The organism is Burkholderia sp. MSMB1078WGS (assembly GCF_001528895.1).
Lineage (GTDB): Bacteria > Pseudomonadota > Gammaproteobacteria > Burkholderiales > Burkholderiaceae > Burkholderia.
The window spans coordinates 1-16,075 of sequence record NZ_LPDI01000001.1 but is presented as its reverse complement, the minus strand read 5'-3'; the positions used below and the strand labels follow the sequence as shown (position 1 = coordinate 16,075).

Sequence of the window (16,075 nt, the reverse complement as noted above, 5' to 3'; positions counted from 1 at the left end):
TGTCCGCTCTGTCCGCTCGCTCAGTTACGCACCGGCTTGCCGGTCTGCAACATGCCCATGATCCGCTCCTGCGTCTTCTGCGTGCCGAGCAGCTCGACGAACGCGCGGCGCTCGAGCGCGAGCAGCCACTCTTCGTCGACCAGGCTGCCGGCTTCGACGTCGCCGCCGCACACGGCTTCGGCGATGCGGCTCGCGATCAGATAGTCGTGGTCGCTGATGAAGCGGCCGTCGCGCATGTTGACGAGCGATGCCTTGATCGTCGCGATCGCCGAACGGCCCGCAACCGGCACGTCCTTCGCGCGCAGCGGCGCACGGTAGCCGGTGGCGGCCAGCGCACGCGCTTCCTTCTTCGCGGTGTCGAGCAGTTCGAACACGTTGAAGACGATCGTGTCGGACGGCTTCACGTAGCCCATCGCGCGCGCATCGTGTGCCGACGACGAGACCTTTGCCATCGCCGCGTTCTCGAACGACTTCGTGACGAATTTCAGGATGTCGGTGGTCGCATTCGCGGCCGTCGCGGCTTCCGCCGCGCGCAGCGCCGCTTCCTTCAGGCCGCCGCCCGCCGGCACGAGGCCGACGCCCACTTCGACGAGGCCGATGTAGCTCTCGACGTGCACGACGCGCTTCGCGCTGTGCAGCATCAGCTCGCACCCGCCGCCGAGCGCGATGCCCGACACGGCCGCCACGACCGGCACGTTCGCGTACTTCACGCGCAGCATGCCTTCCTGGAACTTCTTCACGAACGGCTCGATCCCCTTCGCGCCGCCCATCATGAACGCGGGCATCGCCTCTTCGAGGTTCGCGCCGGCCGAGAACGGGCCGCCCGGCGTGCCGAGCTTCAGCGACGTCGGCTGCCAGATCACGACGCCCTTGTAGTCCTTCTCCGCGAGTTCGATCGCCTGCACGAGGCCGTCGATCACGCTCGGCCCGATCGTGTTCATCTTCGACTTGAACGACACGATCACGACGTCGTCTTCACCCGCACGGTCGTCGACCCACGCGCGCACCGCGTCGGTTTCGAACAGCGTCTTGCCGTAGGTCTTAGGATCGGCTCCCGCTTCGCCGATCAGCGGCGCGCGGAATACCTGCTTGCCGTAGACGGCCAGATCCGAGCGCGGCACGAAACGCTTCGACGCCGGCGCCCACGAGCCTTCGGCCGTGTGCACACCGCCCTTCTCGGCGACCGGGCCTTCGAGCACCCACGACGGCAGCGGCACGTTCGCGAGCGCCTTGCCGGCCGCGATGTCTTCCTGCACCCATTCGGCGACCTGCTTCCAGCCGGCGGCCTGCCAGCCTTCGAACGGGCCTTCGTTCCAGCCGAAGCCCCAGCGGATCGCGAGGTCGACGTCGCGCGCGTTGTCGGCGATCGATTCGAGATGCACGCCGATGTAGTGGAACACGTCGCGGAAGATCGACCACAGGAATTGCGCATGCGGATGATCCGTCTCGCGCAGGAGCTTCAGGCGTTCCGCCGGCGGACGCTTCAGGATGCGGCCGACCGTTTCGTCCGCCTTCGCGCCCGAATCGACGTAGGTGCCCGTCTTCGCGTCGAGCACCTTGATCGCCTTGCCTTCCTTCTTGTAGAAACCGCCGCCCGTCTTCTGGCCGAGCGCGCCCTGCTTCACCAGTTCGGCGAGCACGGCGGGCGTCTGGTAGACCGGGAAGAACGGATCGTCGGCGAGGTTGTCCTGCATCGTCTTGATCACGTGCGCCATCGTGTCGAGGCCGACCACGTCCGCGGTCCGGAACGTCGCCGACTTCGCGCGGCCGAGGCGGCTGCCGGTCAGGTCGTCGACTTCGTCGAAGCGCAGGCCGAATTTCGCGGCTTCGGTGATCACCGCGAGGATCGAGAAGATGCCGACGCGGTTCGCGATGAAGTTCGGCGTGTCCTTCGCGCGCACGACGCCCTTGCCGACGACGCTCGTCAGGAAGGTTTCGAGCTGGTCGAGGATCTCCGGACGCGTGTGCGCAGTCGGGATCAGCTCGACGAGGTGCATGTAGCGCGGCGGATTGAAGAAGTGCACGCCGCAGAAGCGCGACTTCAGCTCGTCCGAGAAACCTTCGGACAACTTCGTGATCGACAGGCCCGACGTGTTGGTCGCGAAGATCGCGTGCGACGCGATGTGCGGCGCGACCTTCTTGTACAGGTCGTGCTTCCAGTCCATCCGCTCGGCGATCGCTTCGATCACGACGTCGCATTCGGCCAGCTTCGCGATGTCGTCTTCGTAGTTGGCCGCTTCGAGGTACTTCGCGTCGTCCTTCACGCCGAACGGTGCGGGCGACAGCTTCTTCAGGTTCTCGATCGCCTTCAGCGCGATCGCGTTTTTCGGGCCTTCCTTGGCCGGCAGGTCGAACAGCAGCACCGGCACGCGCGCGTTGACGAGGTGCGCGGCGATCTGCGCGCCCATCACGCCGGCGCCCAGCACGGCGACCTTGCGAATCAGGAAATTGCTCACGGGATGTCTCCGGATAGTGTCGTGCAGCGCGGAATGTGAGGGCTGCACGGCGAAGTGAGTACCAGGAACCGTTGCATTCGGGCGGCGTGCGGCGCGCACCGCCCGGACTTGCATCAGAACAGCGATTCGTCGACTTCCATCAGCGTCTTCGAACCGGCGCGCGCGGCGCGGATCGTCGCGGCCGTCTCGGGCAGCAGGCGCGCGAAGTAGAAGCGTGCGGTCGCGAGCTTCGACTTGTAGAACGGGTCGCCGGATGCTTCGTTGTCGAGCGCGATGCGCGCCATGCGCGCCCAGAAGTACGAGAACACCAGGTGGCCGACGGTACGCAGGTACGGCACGGCCGCAGCACCGACTTCGTCGGGATTCTGCATCGCCTTCATGCCGATTTCCATCGTCAGCTTCTGGACCTTTTCACCGATGTCGGCGAGCGGGTTGATGAACTCGGCCATCTCCGGCTTCACGCCTTCGGCTTCCGCGAATTCCGTCACGAGCTTGCCGAACTTCTTCAGCTTCGCGCCCATGTCGCCGAGCACCTTGCGGCCCAGCAGGTCGAGCGACTGGATCGAGTTCGTGCCTTCGTAGATCATGTTGATCCGCGCATCGCGCACGTACTGCTCCATGCCCCACTCGGAGATGAAGCCGTGGCCGCCGTAGATCTGCATCGCGTGGTTGGTCGACTCGAACGCGTTGTCGGTCAGGAACGCCTTGATGATCGGCGTGAGCAGCGCGACGAGGTCGGCCGCTTCCTTGCGCACCGCTTCGTCGGCGTGCGACAGCTCCTTGTCGATCTGCAGCGCGGACCAGTACGTGAACGCGCGCGCGCCTTCCGCGTAGGCCTTCTGCGTGAGCAGCATGCGGCGTACGTCCGGATGCACGATGATCGGGTCGGCCGGTTTGTCCGGTGCCTTCGGGCCCGTCAGCGAGCGCATCTGCAGGCGTTCCTTCGCATACGCCAGCGAGTTCTGGTACGCGACTTCCGTGAGGCCGAGGCCCTGCATGCCGACGCCGAGGCGCGCGGCATTCATCATCACGAACATCGCGTTCAAGCCCTTGTTCGGCTCGCCGACCATCCAGCCCTTCGCGCCGTCGAGGTTCATCACGCACGTCGAGTTGCCGTGGATGCCCATCTTGTGCTCGATCGAGCCGCACTTGATGCCGTTGCGTTCGCCCGGCTCGCCCGAAGCATCCGGAATGAACTTCGGCACGATGAACAGCGAGATCCCCTTGGTGCCTTGCGGCGCGTCCGGCAGGCGCGCGAGCACGAGGTGGACGATGTTCTTCGACATGTCGTGCTCGCCGCTCGAGATGAAGATCTTCGTGCCGCTGATCGAGTACGAGCCGTCGCCGTTCGGTTCGGCCTTCGTGCGCAGGATGCCGAGGTCGGTGCCGCAGTGCGGCTCGGTCAGGCACATCGTGCCCGTCCATTCGCCCGACACGAGCTTCGGCAGGTATTGCTGCTGGAGTTCCGGCGCGCCGTGCGCGTGCAGGCATTCGTACGCGCCGTGCGACAGGCCCGGATACATCGTCCATGCCTGGTTCGCCGAGTTCAGCATTTCGTAGAGCGCGTTGTTCACGAACGCGGGCAGGCCCTGGCCGCCGTAGTCCGGATCGCAGCCGAGCGCCGGCCAGCCGGCCTCGACGTACTGCCGATACGCTTCCTTGAAGCCGGTCGGGGTCTTCACGACGCCGTCGCCTTCATACGTGCAGCCTTCGCGGTCGCCGACCTGGTTCAGCGGGAACAGTACCTCGGAGCAGAACTTGCCCGCTTCCTCGAGGACCTGGTTGATCGTGTCGGCGTCGAGGTCCGCATGCCTGGGCATTTGCTTGACTTCGGCTTCGACGTTCAGAAGCTCGTGCAACACGAATTGCATGTCGCGCAGCGGCGCGGCGTACTGTCCCATGACTCTCTCCAAAGGTGGGCAAAACGGCTCGAGCTCCTGGCGGGCGGATCACGCGCCGCTAACGGCTCTCGCTCTGATACGAAACGATCGTCTTTTCCAGCGCGGCCCACGTGAGGCGCACGGCGTCCGGCGAATGCAGGAAGCGTGCGTCGTGATGCAGGCCGAGCGTGAAGCTGTACAACTCGAAGAGCATCAGTTCCGGATCCGTGTCCGTGCGCAGATGCCCTTCTTCCATCGCCTGCGAAATGGCGCGCAGCAACGCGGCACGCCAGGCGGTCACGCTCGCGATCAACTGCTCGCGCACGGGGCTGTCCGGCCGGTCGTCATACTCCACCGCGCCGCTGATGTAGATGCACCCGGTCGTCACCTCCTGGATGCGCTTCTCGATCCAGCGCGCCAGCATCGCCCGAAGACGCGGCAGACCGCGCGACTCGCGCAGGCTCGGAAAGAACACCTCGTTCTCGAAACGATGGTGATACTCGCGGACGACCTCGACCTGCAGGTCTTCGCGCGAACCGAAGTGCGCGAACACGCCGCTCTTGCTCATCTGCATGCGCTCGGCCAGCAGGCCGATCGTCAGCCCCTCCAGCCCGTCACGGCTGGCGAGATCCAAAGCAGCTTCGAGTATCGCGGCACGCGTCTGTTCGCCTTTTCGCATAGCTTTTTCTGTAACCGTTCGGGGGTTCGAATAAAATCGAACGGCCGTACTATTATTGAGTGCGGCCGCTCTCGAAACAAGGAAATTATTAGAAACCGGTGTCTAACCGAGCCGCTATTTTGCGCGATTCCGGCGGGACCGGAGCGGCTTTTCCGCACGAACGTGCGGACAGATTTTTGAAGCGAATGCTTAGTCTGCGTCAGTCGTAACCGCCGACCGTCAGTGCCTTCATCACGACACGATACGCGGTGTACGCGAGCCAGTTCAGCAGCCGCTCGACGCGCGGGCGCGCGGCGTAGCGCGCGGCGTCGATCTCGCGGCCTTCGGCGAACGCAGCGGCGATCGCGTCGCGCAACTGGTTCGTCACTGCATCGTAGCGCACCAGCACGACATTCGCTTCATTGTTCAGCATCAGGCTCAGCGCGTCCAGATTCGACGAGCCGACCGTCGCCCAGTTGTCGTCGATCACGGCGACCTTGCCGTGCAGGATCGTCTTGTCGTATTCGGCGACGCGCACGCCCGCGCGCAGCAGCGTGTGATAGAGGAACGGCACGGCCGTATCGAGCGCCGCGAACTCCTTGCGGCCGATCAGCACCCGCACGTCGACGCCGCGTCGCGCCGCGCCCGTCAGCGCGCGGCGCAGCTTGCGGCCCGGCATGAAATACGGATTCGCGAGCAGGATCCGCTGGCGGGCCTGGCCGATCGCCGCGAGATAGGCCTTCTCGATCGCGCGGCGATTCACGACGTTGTCGCGCGCGACGAACGCGACGCTCGGCTCGGTCACGACCCGGAGCGCGCCGGCCTTGATCCACCGGTGGCTGCGCATCCAGCGCCGGAACATGTCCGGGAACGCTTCGCCGCCGTGCAGCCCGGCCGCGTACTGCGCATACGGCTTGTGGCCGAACTGGATCCGGTGCCACTGCAGCTCGAATGCGGCGCGCACGTCCGACACCGCGGGGCCGGCCATCTCGACCGCGAAATCCCAGCGCGGAAACGGCAGCGTCGCGCTGCCTTGCGTGTAGTCGTCGACGATGTTGATGCCGCCGCAGAACGCGACCGCATGATCGATCACCGCGAGCTTGCGGTGCGTGCGCGAGAAGCCGAAGCGGCCGAACAGGAAGCGGTTGTAGATGCAGTGCTCGACGCCGGACTCGGCCCACGTGTCGAACAGCGGCAGGCGCGCGGTGCCGATGCCGTCGGTGATCACGCGCACGCGCACGCCGCGCTGCGCCGCGCGGATCAGCGCGTCCGACACCGGGCGACCGGCCTCGTCGTCGCAGAAGATGTAGGTTTCGAGCATCACCTGCTCGCGGGCGGCGTCGATCCGTTCGATGAGCGCCCGGAAGAATTCGCCGCCGGTTTCGCACAGCCGCACCGTATTGCCGGCCGTAAACGCGAGCCGCGACGCGGAGCCGCGCTCCTGCAGGAACATCTGCCGCAATTGCGCGAAGCGCTTGCGGGTTTCCGCATTCATGCGGACGAGCCGTGCGGCGCCCGCGCGAGCGCCACACGCGCGGGCAATTGCAGGATCGCTTCGGCGTTCGACGGCGAGAAGCAACGTGCAGCCGCTTCGCGGAACGGCAGCCACGCATGATCGACATGCTCGCGCGGCGACAGCGTCACGTCGATGCGATGCGGCACGCACAGGCCGAACCAATGCTCGACGTTGCGCGTGACGCCCGGCGCATAGCGGTGCAGGTATTGCGGATAGATCGTGTATTCGATCCGGTGATGCCAGTCGACGAGCGCGGTGGGCGGCACGTCCGGCGTGCCGATCGCGATGCCGGTCTCCTCCGCCACTTCGCGCGCGGCGGTGACTGCGAGCGGCTCGTCGAGCGCGTCCTTCGAGCCGGTCACCGATTGCCAGAAATCGGGCTGGTCGGCACGCTTGATCACGAGCACATCGAGCTCGGGCGTGTAGATCACGACGAGAACGGATTCGGGGATTTTCGGCGGCTTCGTCATCTTTGTTTCATGCGGCACAGGGCCGTGCATGGACCCGTGCTCCGAACGTGCGGCAAGTGCTGCGACTGTACCGCAAAAAACGAAAAAGGCGCATCGCTGCGCCTTTTTCATCGGTGCCGCGTGGGCGTGACCGCTCACACGACCTGCGAAGAGCACGTTACGCCTTCGGCTGCTCCGGCTGACGCAGACGGATGTGCAGCTCGCGCAGTTGACGCTCGTCGACCGGGCTCGGCGCCTGCGTGAGCAGATCCTGCGCACGCTGCGTCTTCGGGAATGCGATCACGTCGCGGATCGAATCGGCGCCGGCCATCATCGTGACGATGCGGTCGAGACCGAATGCGATACCGCCGTGCGGCGGCGCGCCGTACTGCAGCGCGTCCAGCAGGAAGCCGAACTTCGCCTGCGCTTCCTCGGCGCCGATCTTCAGCGCGCGGAACACCTTGCTCTGCACTTCCTCGCGGTGGATACGCACCGAGCCGCCGCCGATTTCCCAGCCGTTCAGCACCATGTCGTACGCCTTCGCGAGGCAGCGGCCCGGGTCGGTCTCGAGGTACTCGAGGTGCTCGTCCTTCGGGCTCGTGAACGGATGGTGCGCGGCGACGTAGCGCGCATCTTCGTCGTCGTACTCGAACATCGGGAAGTCCACGACCCACAGCGGCTTCCAGCCGGCCTGGACGAGACCGTTCGCCTTGCCGAATTCCGAATGGCCGATCTTCAGGCGCAGTGCGCCGAGGCTGTCGTTGACGACCTTCGCGCGGTCGGCAGCGAAGAAGATGATGTCGCCGTCTTCGGCGCCGGTACGCTCGAGGATCGCCGCGATCGATGCGTCGTGCAGGTTCTTGACGATCGGGCTCTGCAGCCCGTCGCGGCCCTTCGCCTTCTCGTTGACCTTGATCCATGCGAGGCCCTTCGCGCCGTAGATGCGCACGAATTCCGTGTAGCCGTCGATGTCGCCGCGCGACAGCTCGCCGCCCTTCGGCACGCGCAGCGCCGCGACCCGGCCGTCCTTCGCGTTGGCCGGCGTGCTGAACACCTTGAAATCGACGTCCTTCATCGCGTCGGTCAGCTCGGTGAATTCGAGCTGCACGCGCAGGTCCGGCTTGTCCGAACCGAAGCGCGCCATCGCTTCCGAGTACGGCATCACCGGGAATTTCGCGTCGAGCTCGACGTCGATCGTCGTCTTGAAGATATGACGGATCATGTCTTCGAACAGATCGCGAATTTCCTGCTCGCCGAGGAACGACGTCTCGCAGTCGATCTGCGTGAATTCCGGCTGACGGTCGGCGCGCAGGTCCTCGTCGCGGAAGCACTTGGTGATCTGGTAGTAACGGTCGAAGTTCGCGACCATCAGCAACTGCTTGAACAGCTGCGGCGACTGCGGCAGCGCGAAGAACTGGCCCGCGTTCACGCGCGACGGCACGAGATAGTCGCGCGCGCCTTCCGGCGTGCTCTTCGTCAGCATCGGCGTTTCGATGTCGATGAAGCCCTGCTCGTCGAGGTACTTGCGCGCCTCGATCGCGACGCGGTAGCGCAGGCGCAGGTTGTGCTGCATCTGCGGGCGGCGCAGGTCGAGCACGCGATGCGTGAGACGCGTCGTTTCCGACAGGTTGTCGTCGTCGAGCTGGAACGGCGGCGTGACCGACGCGTTCAGCACGTTCAGTTCGTGGCACAGCACTTCGATCTTGCCGCTCTTCAGGCCGGCGTTGACCGTGCCCTCCGGACGATTGCGCACGAGACCCTTGATCTGCACGCAGAACTCGTTGCGCACGCCTTCGGCGGTCGCGAACATCTCGGCGCGATCCGGATCGCACACCACCTGCACGAGGCCTTCACGATCGCGCAGGTCGATGAAGATCACACCGCCGTGATCGCGGCGGCGCTGCACCCAGCCGCACAGCGACACGGTTTGGCCCAGCAGGTGTTCGGTCACGAGACCGCAGTATTCAGTACGCATCGACATGATGTTTGCTTTCGTTCGGTTTGATCAACGGGCGCCGCAACGCGCGGCCCGGGCGATGATTCTTTACTTACAGCGGCGGCTCGACGGGACGGCGGGCGGGCGCCGGAACCGGCGCCGAAGGCGCCACGACGCCCATCGAGACGATGTACTTGAGCGCGGCATCGACCGACATGTCGAGTTCGATGACTTCGCTCTTCGGCAGCATCAGGAAGAAGCCCGACGTCGGGTTCGGCGTCGTGGGCACGTACACGCTCACGTACTCTTCCGTCAGATGGTTGACCACGTCGCCACCGGGCGTGCCGGTCAGAAACGCGATCGTATACGAGCCGCGGCGCGGGTATTCGATCAGGAGCGCCTTGCGGAACGCATTGCCGCTGCTCGACAGCAGCGTGTCCGATACCTGCTTGACGCTCGTGTAGATCGGCCCGACGACCGGGATGTGACGCACGACCGCGTTCCACCACGTGACGAGCTTCTGGCCGATGAAGTTCTGCGTGGCCAGCCCGACCACGAAGATGAACGCGAGCGTCAGCACCGCGCCGATCCCCGGCAGATGGAAGCCGAGCATCCGCTCGGGCTGCCACGATTCGGGCAGCAGGAGCAGCGTCTGGTCCATCGTGCCGATGATGAGGCCGAGCACCCACAGCGTGATCGCGAGCGGGACGAGAACCAGCAGGCCGGTCAGGAACACCGTTTTCAGGGTCGTCTTTTTCATCATCTGCCGTCAATGAACCGCGCCGGAAGCGCGGGTTGGTCGCGACCCGGCCGGGCCGCGACGGTCAACTGCCGGCGGCGGGCGTCGCGGCCGGAGCCGGCGCGGCGCTCGTCGTCGTGGTGCTGCCCGAACCGCTCGCCGCAGCAGACGCGGCCGCGGCAGGTGCGGCTTGCGCCGCGGGCGCTGCCGGCGCCGCGTCGCCCGACGCCGTCGCCGGTGCGCTGGCGCCGCCCGAGCCGCCGCGGAAATCGGTGACATACCACCCCGAGCCCTTCAACTGGAAACCGGCGGCGGTCACCTGTTTGCGAAAAGTATCCTTCCCGCATTCAGGACATTGCGACAGCGGCGCGGCGCTCATCTTCTGGAGCACGTCCTTCGCGAAACCGCACGCTTCGCATCGATAGGCGTAGATCGGCATGATATTTTTCCCGCAGAAACTGGAAACGGCTTGCAAAACCTTGAATTATAGCCGAAACCCCGGCGCGCTCCGGCAATGGCCGCGGCGCCCGCGCATCAGCGGCGACGCCACGTGAGCCAGCGCTCGTGCCCGTCGAACACGGCCAGCGAATCGGTCACCGGCAAATCCTCGACCAGCTCGAAGTGCGGCGCGAGCAACGCGTCGAGTTCCGCTCTCTCGATCCCGAATGGCGGCCCCTTCGGTTTCGCCACCAGGAAGAAATAACCGGCCAGCAATCCGTCCGCGGGCAGCAGCTCGGCCATCCGCGCCGCATAGCCGGCGCGCAGGCTCGGCGGCAACGCGCACAGGAACGCACGCTCATACACCCACTGCACGTCGAACGGCGGACGGTACTGAAAGAAATCGGCCTGTTCGACGACGCCCGCATGCGCGCCGAGCTGCGCCTTCGCAGCAGCGACCGCCTGCGCGGCGAAATCGATCGCACGCACCGGCCAGCCGGCTTGCGCGAGCCATCCGGCCTCCTGCGCGCTGCCGCAGCCGGGAATCAGCACCGCGCACGGCTCGAGCCGATGCGCGAACACGCGGAACCCGTCCGGCACGCCGCCGAATTCCCACGGCGTCACGCCGCGTTCGAAGCGCTCGTTCCAGAACGACGCGCTGCCCGGGTCGCGCGTCGCGAATTCGGCGGCCGACGGTGCGGCTGGTTGCTTCGGATCGGACATCGCCGTGCTCCTTTCGATCAAGCGCCGTACGCGAGCGCGAGCAGCACGCGCGCGACGAGCGCGCCGACGCCGACGGCCAGGCCGAAGACCAGTAACGCCTGCAGCAGCCGGTTCGTCCGTTTCTGCTCGACGAGGATCTGGCGCATCAACTCCTCGCTCGCGGCGCGCGGCGCGTCGTGGCGGGCGGCCATCGCATGGTGGATCAGGCGCGGCAGTTGCGGCAGCGTCTTGCTCCACTGCGGCGCCTCGACCTTGAACCGCTCGTACCAGCCGCGCAGGCCGATCTGCTCGGTCATCCAGCGCTCGAGATACGGCTTCGCGGTCTTCCACAGGTCGAGCTCGGGGTCGAGCGAGCGGCCGAGCCCTTCGACGTTCAGCATCGTCTTCTGCAGCAGAACGAGCTGCGGCTGGATCTCGACGTTGAAGCGGCGCGACGTCGAGAACAGCCGCATCAGCACCTGGCCGAGCGAGATGTCCTTCAGCGCGCGGTCGAAATACGGCTCGCACACCGCGCGGATCGCGCTTTCGAGCTCCTCGACGCGCGTCTCGGGCGGCACCCAGCCCGATTCGAGGTGGAGCGTCGCGACGCGGTGGTAGTCGCGCTTGAAGAACGCGAGGAAGTTCTGCGCGAGGTAATTCTTGTCGAAATCGGACAGCGCGCCGACGATCCCGAAATCGAGCGCGATATAGCGGCCGAACGTCTCCGGATCGAGGCTCACCTGGATGTTGCCGGGGTGCATGTCCGCATGGAAAAAGCCGTCGCGGAACACCTGCGTGAAGAAGATCTCGACGCCCTCGCGCGCGAGCTTCTTGATGTCGACGCCAGCCGAGCGCAACGTCTCGACCTGGCTGATCGGCACGCCCGTCATGCGCTCCATCACGAGCACCTGCGACGTCGAGAAATCCCAGAACATCTCGGGCACGAGCAGCAGGTCGAGGCCCGCGAAGTTGCGGCGCAGCTGGCTGCCGTTGGCGGCCTCGCGCATCAGGTCGAGCTCGTCGTGCAGGTACTTGTCGAATTCGGCGACGACCTCGCGCGGCTTCAGGCGCCGGCCGTCGGCCCACATGCGCTCGGTCCACGTCGCAATGTCGCGCATCAGCGCGAGGTCGGAATCGATCACCGGCAGCATGTTCGGGCGCAGCACCTTGACGGCGACGGCCTTACCCGCATGCGTGCCCTGCTTCAGCTTCGCAAAATGCACCTGCGCGATCGACGCGCTCGCGATCGGCTCGCGCTCGAATTCGTCGAACAGCTCGTCGACCGGCGCACCGAGCGACTTCTCGATGATCGCGATCGCGACCGCCGAATCGAACGGCGGCACCTGGTCCTGCAGCTTCGCGAGCTCGTTCGCGAAATCGACCGACAGCAGGTCGCGGCGCGTGGACAGCACCTGGCCGAACTTCACGAAGATCGGGCCGAGGCTTTCGAGCGCGTGGCGCAGCCGCACGGCGGGCGGATCGGAGTAGCGGCGGCCGATCGTCGTGATCCGCAACAGCAGCTTCACGCGCCGGTCGTCGATCCGGGACAGCATCACTTCGTCGAGACCAAAACGGATGACGGTGTAGACAATCTTGATGAAACGGAAAATGCGCATGCCCTGCGGCCCTCAGTGCGCGCCGCGCGGGCCGGAACCCGTGCGCGCGCCGATTTTTTGTTCGAGTCGCTCGACCCGCTTTTCGACCCGCGCGAGCGCATCGCGTGCGCGCGCCAGTTCGGCGTCGAAGCCGCCGAGCGACGCGCGCCGGACGACTTGCGGGTTCTCGTCGAGCCAGTATTCGGCGACGGAATCGAGCACGTTGCGGCCGGTGCGGCGTGCGCGCGCGCCGGCGTCGCGCACGACCGTCGCGATCCGGTGCGCCGCCGCGTCGCCGACCAGCTTCGCGAGATCTTCTTCCGGTTCCCAGCGCAGGTGCTCGGCCAGCTTCGCGATCTGCGTCGCGAACTCCGCGTCACCTTCGATCTTCACGTGCTTCATCACGGCCGCCTGGCCGCCCTGCAGAAATGCGGCGACCGTGTCGCCGGCCAGCGCGATCGACACGTCGACCCGTTGCGCATCGTGCGCGTCGACGGCCGACAGATAGCCGTCGGGCTGCACCAGCAGCGTGAGCGTGACGGGAGACACGTCGATCCGGGCAGTCTTGCCCGCATAGGGAATCAGGCGATCGCGCGCCCATGATTCGCGCGCGAGCAAGTGATTGACGGCAGCAGCAAAAGGCTTGGCGGCAAAGGTCATCGGGCTGGGAAAGAAAAAACCCGCGCAGGCCGGGCGCCCACGCGGGTTTCTATTGTAACGTCGGATCGGCGGCAGACCGTGCCTGACCGTACACCCGGGCGGCAAGCGGTCGCAGTGCGGCGGCCGTCACCCAAGCGCCCGGCGGGGCGGGCCGCCGGCCACGCTCAGTGCGTGTTGATCTGCTGGATACCCGCGAGCAGCCAGCCCTGACCGCCCGACTTCGACAGGTTCCACACCTCGTCGAACGGCGCAGCCGACGTATTCGCCGATTCGCGGATCAGGCCGTGGAAGCGCACGCTCGCCGACTGCTCGATGCCGCGATCCTCGATCGCGACCAATTCCGCGTCGAGCTGCACGACATCGGTCTGGTTCGCGTCGTTGCCGCGCGAATCGAGGTCGATCTTGATCTCGGCGAACATTTCGGGCGTCGTGAACTCGCGGATGTCGGCCAGGTTGCCCTGGTCCCATGCCGCCTGCAGGCGCACGAAATAGACTTTCGCGCTGCGCAGGAACGCTTCGGTGTCGAAGCCAGCCGGCACCTGCAGCGGTGCCGTTGCCGCCGCGGCCGCGCCGGCGGCCGCCGCACCGCCGCCGAACACGCCCTGCGCTTCGTTCGCGTAGCTGCTGCCGCTACCCGCGTAGTTGCTGCCGGTGTTGCCCTGCTGGAACGACGGGCTTTGCGAGTAGCCGCCGGACGACGATGCGGCACCGCCGACCGAATACGCCGGCTCCTGCGGGCGACGGCGGTTCATGAACTTGCGGATCAGCCAGATGCCGACCATCGCGAGCAACGCGATCACGATGACGTTCGCCATCATGCTCGCGAATGCGCCGCCGAGGCCGAAGTGCGACAGCAGTGCCGCGATGCCGAGGCCGGCCGCGAGACCGGCGATCGGCCCGAGCCAGCGCGAGCGGTTGGGCTGCGCGGCCGGCGCGGGCGCAGCCGGGTTCGCGCGCTGCGCCTGCGACGGCGCGGCCTGCTGCATCGGCTGCTGCGCGGGCGGCGTGGCCTGGCGCTGCGTGACGGCGGAATTCTGGCGGCCGATGCTGCGCCCGCCGCCCATGCGCCGGGCTTCGGCGTCGAGCGATGCGAACGTGCCGGCCGTGAGCAGGCCGACCATCAGCAGCGTGCCGACCCGTCGAGCCCACGGCTTCGACGGCTTGCTACGGTTGAACAACGAACGCGATTCGGACATCAGCTTCTCCAGATGTAAGGCGAATGTATGGAAAGAACCCCTTAGTACTTGGTCCCTAGGTGTAAAGCTACCACGCCACCTGACAAATTGTAATATTTGACGGCGTCGAGGCCCGCTTGTTCCATCATCGTCTTCAGCGTGTCCTGATCGGGGTGCATCCGGATAGATTCAGCAAGATACCGATAACTTTCAGCATCTTTCGCGAACTTGTCGCCAAGCCACGGTAATACTTTGAAAGAATACAGATCGTACGCTTTTTTCAGCGGATCCCAGACTTTCGAGAATTCCAGCACCATCACGCGGCCGCCGGGCTTCGCCACGCGGCGCATCTCGGCCAGCGCGGCATCCTTGTGCGTCATGTTGCGCAGCCCGAACGCGACGGTGACCACGTCGAAGTAGTTGTCCGGAAAGGGAATTTTCTCGGCGTCGCACAGCAGCGACGGCGTCACGATACCCTTGTCGAGCAGCCGGTCGCGGCCGACGCGCAGCATCGATTCGTTGATGTCGGTATGCCAGACCTCGCCCGTCGGCCCGGCCGCCTTCGCGAACGACTTGGTCAGGTCGCCGGTGCCGGCCGCGATGTCGAGCACCTTGAAGCCGGGGCGCACGTTCGCCTGCGCGATCGTGAACGCCTTCCACGCGCGGTGCATGCCCGCCGACATCAGGTCGTTCATCAGATCGTAGTTGCTCGCGACCGAATGAAACACGCCCGCCACTTTCTTCGCTTTTTCGTTTTCCTCGACGCTTTCGAAGCCGAAGTGGGTTTTGCTCATCGCGTTGATCCTCAGTAAATGCCAAGACGGCGCCGAGCGGGCGCCGTCGATTTCAGTGGCAGTGGCCGTGCGGCGCGCTGGCCGCCTGCATCGGCGCGTCGCGCTCGACGCCCGCCGCCTTCAGTTTGTCGAAATAGTCGCGCCACAGCGCGTCCTGCCGCGTCGCCAGTTCGTACAGCAGGTCCCACGAGTAGATGCCGGTCGAATGGCCGTCGGAGAACGTCGGCTGCAGTGCGTAGTTGCCTACGCCTTCGAGCGCGGTGATCGTCACTTCGCGCTTGCCGGTCTGCAACGTCTCCTGGCCGGGCCCGTGGCCACGCACCTCGGCCGACGGCGAATACACGCGCATCAGCTCGAACGGAATCCGGTAACTCTCGCCGTTCGGGTACTGCAATTCGAGCACGCGCGATACCGCGTGCACGACGACGCCGGACGGAATCGGCGTCGTGGAAGTCAAACCGCTCATGGCTGCCTCGAATCGGTCATGCGTTGAATTTCCTCGCGCACCGCATTGTGCAGCAGCGAGGCCTGCGCCGCGCGCGAGCGCAGGAGCGCCTCGGACACGCTGCGCTGGCGCGGCGCCCACACGGGCTGCGGGAAATGGGCATCGTTGGAAAAGCGCGGAATTACGTGCCAGTGCACGTGCGGAACCATGTTGCCGAGGCTCGCGAGATTCACCTTGTTCGGCTGCATCACGCGGCGCACGGCCCGCTCGACCGCATAGACCACGCGCATCAAGTGTGCCCGCTCGGGCTCGCCGAGATCGGAAAACTCGGCCACGTGCGCGCCCCAGATCACCCGGCAGAAACCCGGGTAGTCGTGCTCGCCCGTCGCGAGCACGACGCGCAGCGCCTCGTCCTGCCAGAGCACCTCGCCGCCGTCTTCACGGCAAAACACGCATTCCATCGTCGCTCCCATGTGGACCGGCGCCGGCATGGCTGCGCCGGCGCCCGCTCATTTCCGGCCCGGTCGGGCGGTCGTCATGTCCGCATTAGACCAGCACGCGCTCGATCCCGCCATGGTTCGCCCGTGCGACATAATCGGCCATCCAGTTCTCGCCGAGCACCTGGCGCGCGA

The 16,075-nt window shown here is 66.0% G+C and carries 16 protein-coding genes; all 16 read right to left on the bottom strand.

Going from position 1 to position 16,075, the window contains the following annotated elements; translation table 11 throughout:
* Positions 1 to 20: 20 nt before the first annotated feature.
* Positions 21 to 2,456 carry a 3-hydroxyacyl-CoA dehydrogenase/enoyl-CoA hydratase family protein gene (locus tag WT24_RS00075; protein WP_059504458.1) on the bottom strand — a complete coding sequence of 812 codons (2,436 nt, stop codon included), beginning with the start codon at positions 2,454 to 2,456 and terminating at the stop codon, positions 21 to 23.
* A 113-nt stretch (positions 2,457 to 2,569) separates the two neighbouring features.
* The gene (locus WT24_RS00070) at positions 2,570 to 4,357 is read right to left on the bottom strand and encodes an acyl-CoA dehydrogenase C-terminal domain-containing protein (protein WP_059504456.1); all 1,788 of its coding nucleotides are present in this window, start codon (positions 4,355 to 4,357) and stop codon (positions 2,570 to 2,572) included.
* Positions 4,358 to 4,415: 58 nt separating this feature from the next.
* Positions 4,416 to 5,015, bottom strand: coding sequence for a TetR/AcrR family transcriptional regulator (locus WT24_RS00065; RefSeq protein WP_006485742.1), 600 nt, complete (start codon positions 5,013 to 5,015; stop codon positions 4,416 to 4,418).
* A gap of 199 nt (positions 5,016 to 5,214) precedes the next feature.
* Entirely contained in the window at positions 5,215 to 6,489 is a 1,275-nt protein-coding gene (gene clsB / locus WT24_RS00060) for a cardiolipin synthase ClsB (RefSeq protein ID WP_059793984.1), read from the bottom strand.
* The gene (gene nudB, locus WT24_RS00055) at positions 6,486 to 6,980 is read right to left on the bottom strand and encodes a dihydroneopterin triphosphate diphosphatase (protein WP_060030351.1); all 495 of its coding nucleotides are present in this window, start codon (positions 6,978 to 6,980) and stop codon (positions 6,486 to 6,488) included. Before nudB ends, clsB begins: the two co-directional genes overlap by 4 nt.
* 157 nt (positions 6,981 to 7,137) lie before the next feature.
* Positions 7,138 to 8,940: an aspartate--tRNA ligase gene (aspS, locus tag WT24_RS00050; RefSeq protein ID WP_006485737.1), complete on the bottom strand. Its 1,803-nt coding sequence runs from the start codon at positions 8,938 to 8,940 to the stop codon at positions 7,138 to 7,140.
* Positions 8,941 to 9,007: 67 nt separating this feature from the next.
* A complete protein-coding gene (locus tag WT24_RS00045; RefSeq protein WP_012329208.1) occupies positions 9,008 to 9,658 on the bottom strand; it encodes a DUF502 domain-containing protein in 651 nt (216 codons plus the stop codon).
* A gap of 61 nt (positions 9,659 to 9,719) precedes the next feature.
* Positions 9,720 to 10,073: an FmdB family zinc ribbon protein gene (locus WT24_RS00040; RefSeq protein ID WP_060030349.1), complete on the bottom strand. Its 354-nt coding sequence runs from the start codon at positions 10,071 to 10,073 to the stop codon at positions 9,720 to 9,722.
* 95 nt (positions 10,074 to 10,168) lie between these two features.
* Positions 10,169 to 10,795 (bottom strand): SAM-dependent methyltransferase, encoded by a 627-nt coding sequence (locus tag WT24_RS00035; RefSeq protein ID WP_060030347.1) that lies wholly within the window; start codon positions 10,793 to 10,795, stop codon positions 10,169 to 10,171.
* 17 nt (positions 10,796 to 10,812) lie between these two features.
* Positions 10,813 to 12,390: a ubiquinone biosynthesis regulatory protein kinase UbiB gene (ubiB, locus tag WT24_RS00030; protein WP_059504446.1), complete on the bottom strand. Its 1,578-nt coding sequence runs from the start codon at positions 12,388 to 12,390 to the stop codon at positions 10,813 to 10,815.
* A 12-nt stretch (positions 12,391 to 12,402) separates the two neighbouring features.
* Positions 12,403 to 13,029 (bottom strand): SCP2 domain-containing protein, encoded by a 627-nt coding sequence (locus WT24_RS00025; RefSeq protein WP_034208365.1) that lies wholly within the window; start codon positions 13,027 to 13,029, stop codon positions 12,403 to 12,405.
* A 164-nt stretch (positions 13,030 to 13,193) separates the two neighbouring features.
* Positions 13,194 to 14,225, bottom strand: a complete 1,032-nt coding sequence (locus WT24_RS00020; protein ID WP_059793978.1) for a Tim44 domain-containing protein — start codon at positions 14,223 to 14,225, stop codon at positions 13,194 to 13,196.
* A 41-nt stretch (positions 14,226 to 14,266) separates the two neighbouring features.
* Entirely contained in the window at positions 14,267 to 14,998 is a 732-nt protein-coding gene (gene ubiE / locus WT24_RS00015; protein WP_059504442.1) for a bifunctional demethylmenaquinone methyltransferase/2-methoxy-6-polyprenyl-1,4-benzoquinol methylase UbiE, read from the bottom strand.
* A gap of 52 nt (positions 14,999 to 15,050) precedes the next feature.
* Positions 15,051 to 15,464, bottom strand: coding sequence for a gamma-butyrobetaine hydroxylase-like domain-containing protein (locus tag WT24_RS00010; RefSeq protein WP_059504440.1), 414 nt, complete (start codon positions 15,462 to 15,464; stop codon positions 15,051 to 15,053).
* On the bottom strand, positions 15,461 to 15,904 hold the full coding sequence (locus WT24_RS00005; protein WP_034208761.1) for an HIT family protein: 444 nt from the start codon (positions 15,902 to 15,904) through the stop codon (positions 15,461 to 15,463). The genes WT24_RS00010 and WT24_RS00005 overlap by 4 nt, the downstream gene beginning before the upstream one ends.
* 85 nt (positions 15,905 to 15,989) lie before the next feature.
* A partial coding sequence (locus WT24_RS35685) for a DUF3400 domain-containing protein (RefSeq protein WP_124556541.1) occupies positions 15,990 to 16,075 on the bottom strand: 86 nt, incomplete at its 5' end.

Bases quoted from the DNA above. Each gene is read 5' to 3' on its own strand.
- ubiB (WP_059504446.1), bottom strand. From the start codon at position 12,390: ATGCGCATTTTCCGTTTCATCAAGATTGTCTACACCGTCATCCGTTTT.
- aspS (WP_006485737.1), bottom strand. From the start codon at position 8,940: ATGTCGATGCGTACTGAATACTGCGGTCTCGTGACCGAACACCTGCTG.
- WT24_RS00070 (WP_059504456.1), bottom strand. From the start codon at position 4,357: ATGGGACAGTACGCCGCGCCGCTGCGCGACATGCAATTCGTGTTGCAC.
- WT24_RS00035 (WP_060030347.1), bottom strand. From the start codon at position 10,795: ATGTCCGATCCGAAGCAACCAGCCGCACCGTCGGCCGCCGAATTCGCG.
- ubiE (WP_059504442.1), bottom strand. From the start codon at position 14,998: ATGAGCAAAACCCACTTCGGCTTCGAAAGCGTCGAGGAAAACGAAAAA.
- WT24_RS00040 (WP_060030349.1), bottom strand. From the start codon at position 10,073: ATGCCGATCTACGCCTATCGATGCGAAGCGTGCGGTTTCGCGAAGGAC.
- WT24_RS00065 (WP_006485742.1), bottom strand. From the start codon at position 5,015: ATGCGAAAAGGCGAACAGACGCGTGCCGCGATACTCGAAGCTGCTTTG.
- WT24_RS00005 (WP_034208761.1), bottom strand. From the start codon at position 15,904: ATGGAATGCGTGTTTTGCCGTGAAGACGGCGGCGAGGTGCTCTGGCAG.
- WT24_RS00020 (WP_059793978.1), bottom strand. From the start codon at position 14,225: ATGTCCGAATCGCGTTCGTTGTTCAACCGTAGCAAGCCGTCGAAGCCG.
- WT24_RS00025 (WP_034208365.1), bottom strand. From the start codon at position 13,029: ATGACCTTTGCCGCCAAGCCTTTTGCTGCTGCCGTCAATCACTTGCTC.
- clsB (WP_059793984.1), bottom strand. From the start codon at position 6,489: ATGAATGCGGAAACCCGCAAGCGCTTCGCGCAATTGCGGCAGATGTTC.
- nudB (WP_060030351.1), bottom strand. From the start codon at position 6,980: ATGACGAAGCCGCCGAAAATCCCCGAATCCGTTCTCGTCGTGATCTAC.
- WT24_RS00010 (WP_059504440.1), bottom strand. From the start codon at position 15,464: ATGAGCGGTTTGACTTCCACGACGCCGATTCCGTCCGGCGTCGTCGTG.
- WT24_RS00045 (WP_012329208.1), bottom strand. From the start codon at position 9,658: ATGATGAAAAAGACGACCCTGAAAACGGTGTTCCTGACCGGCCTGCTG.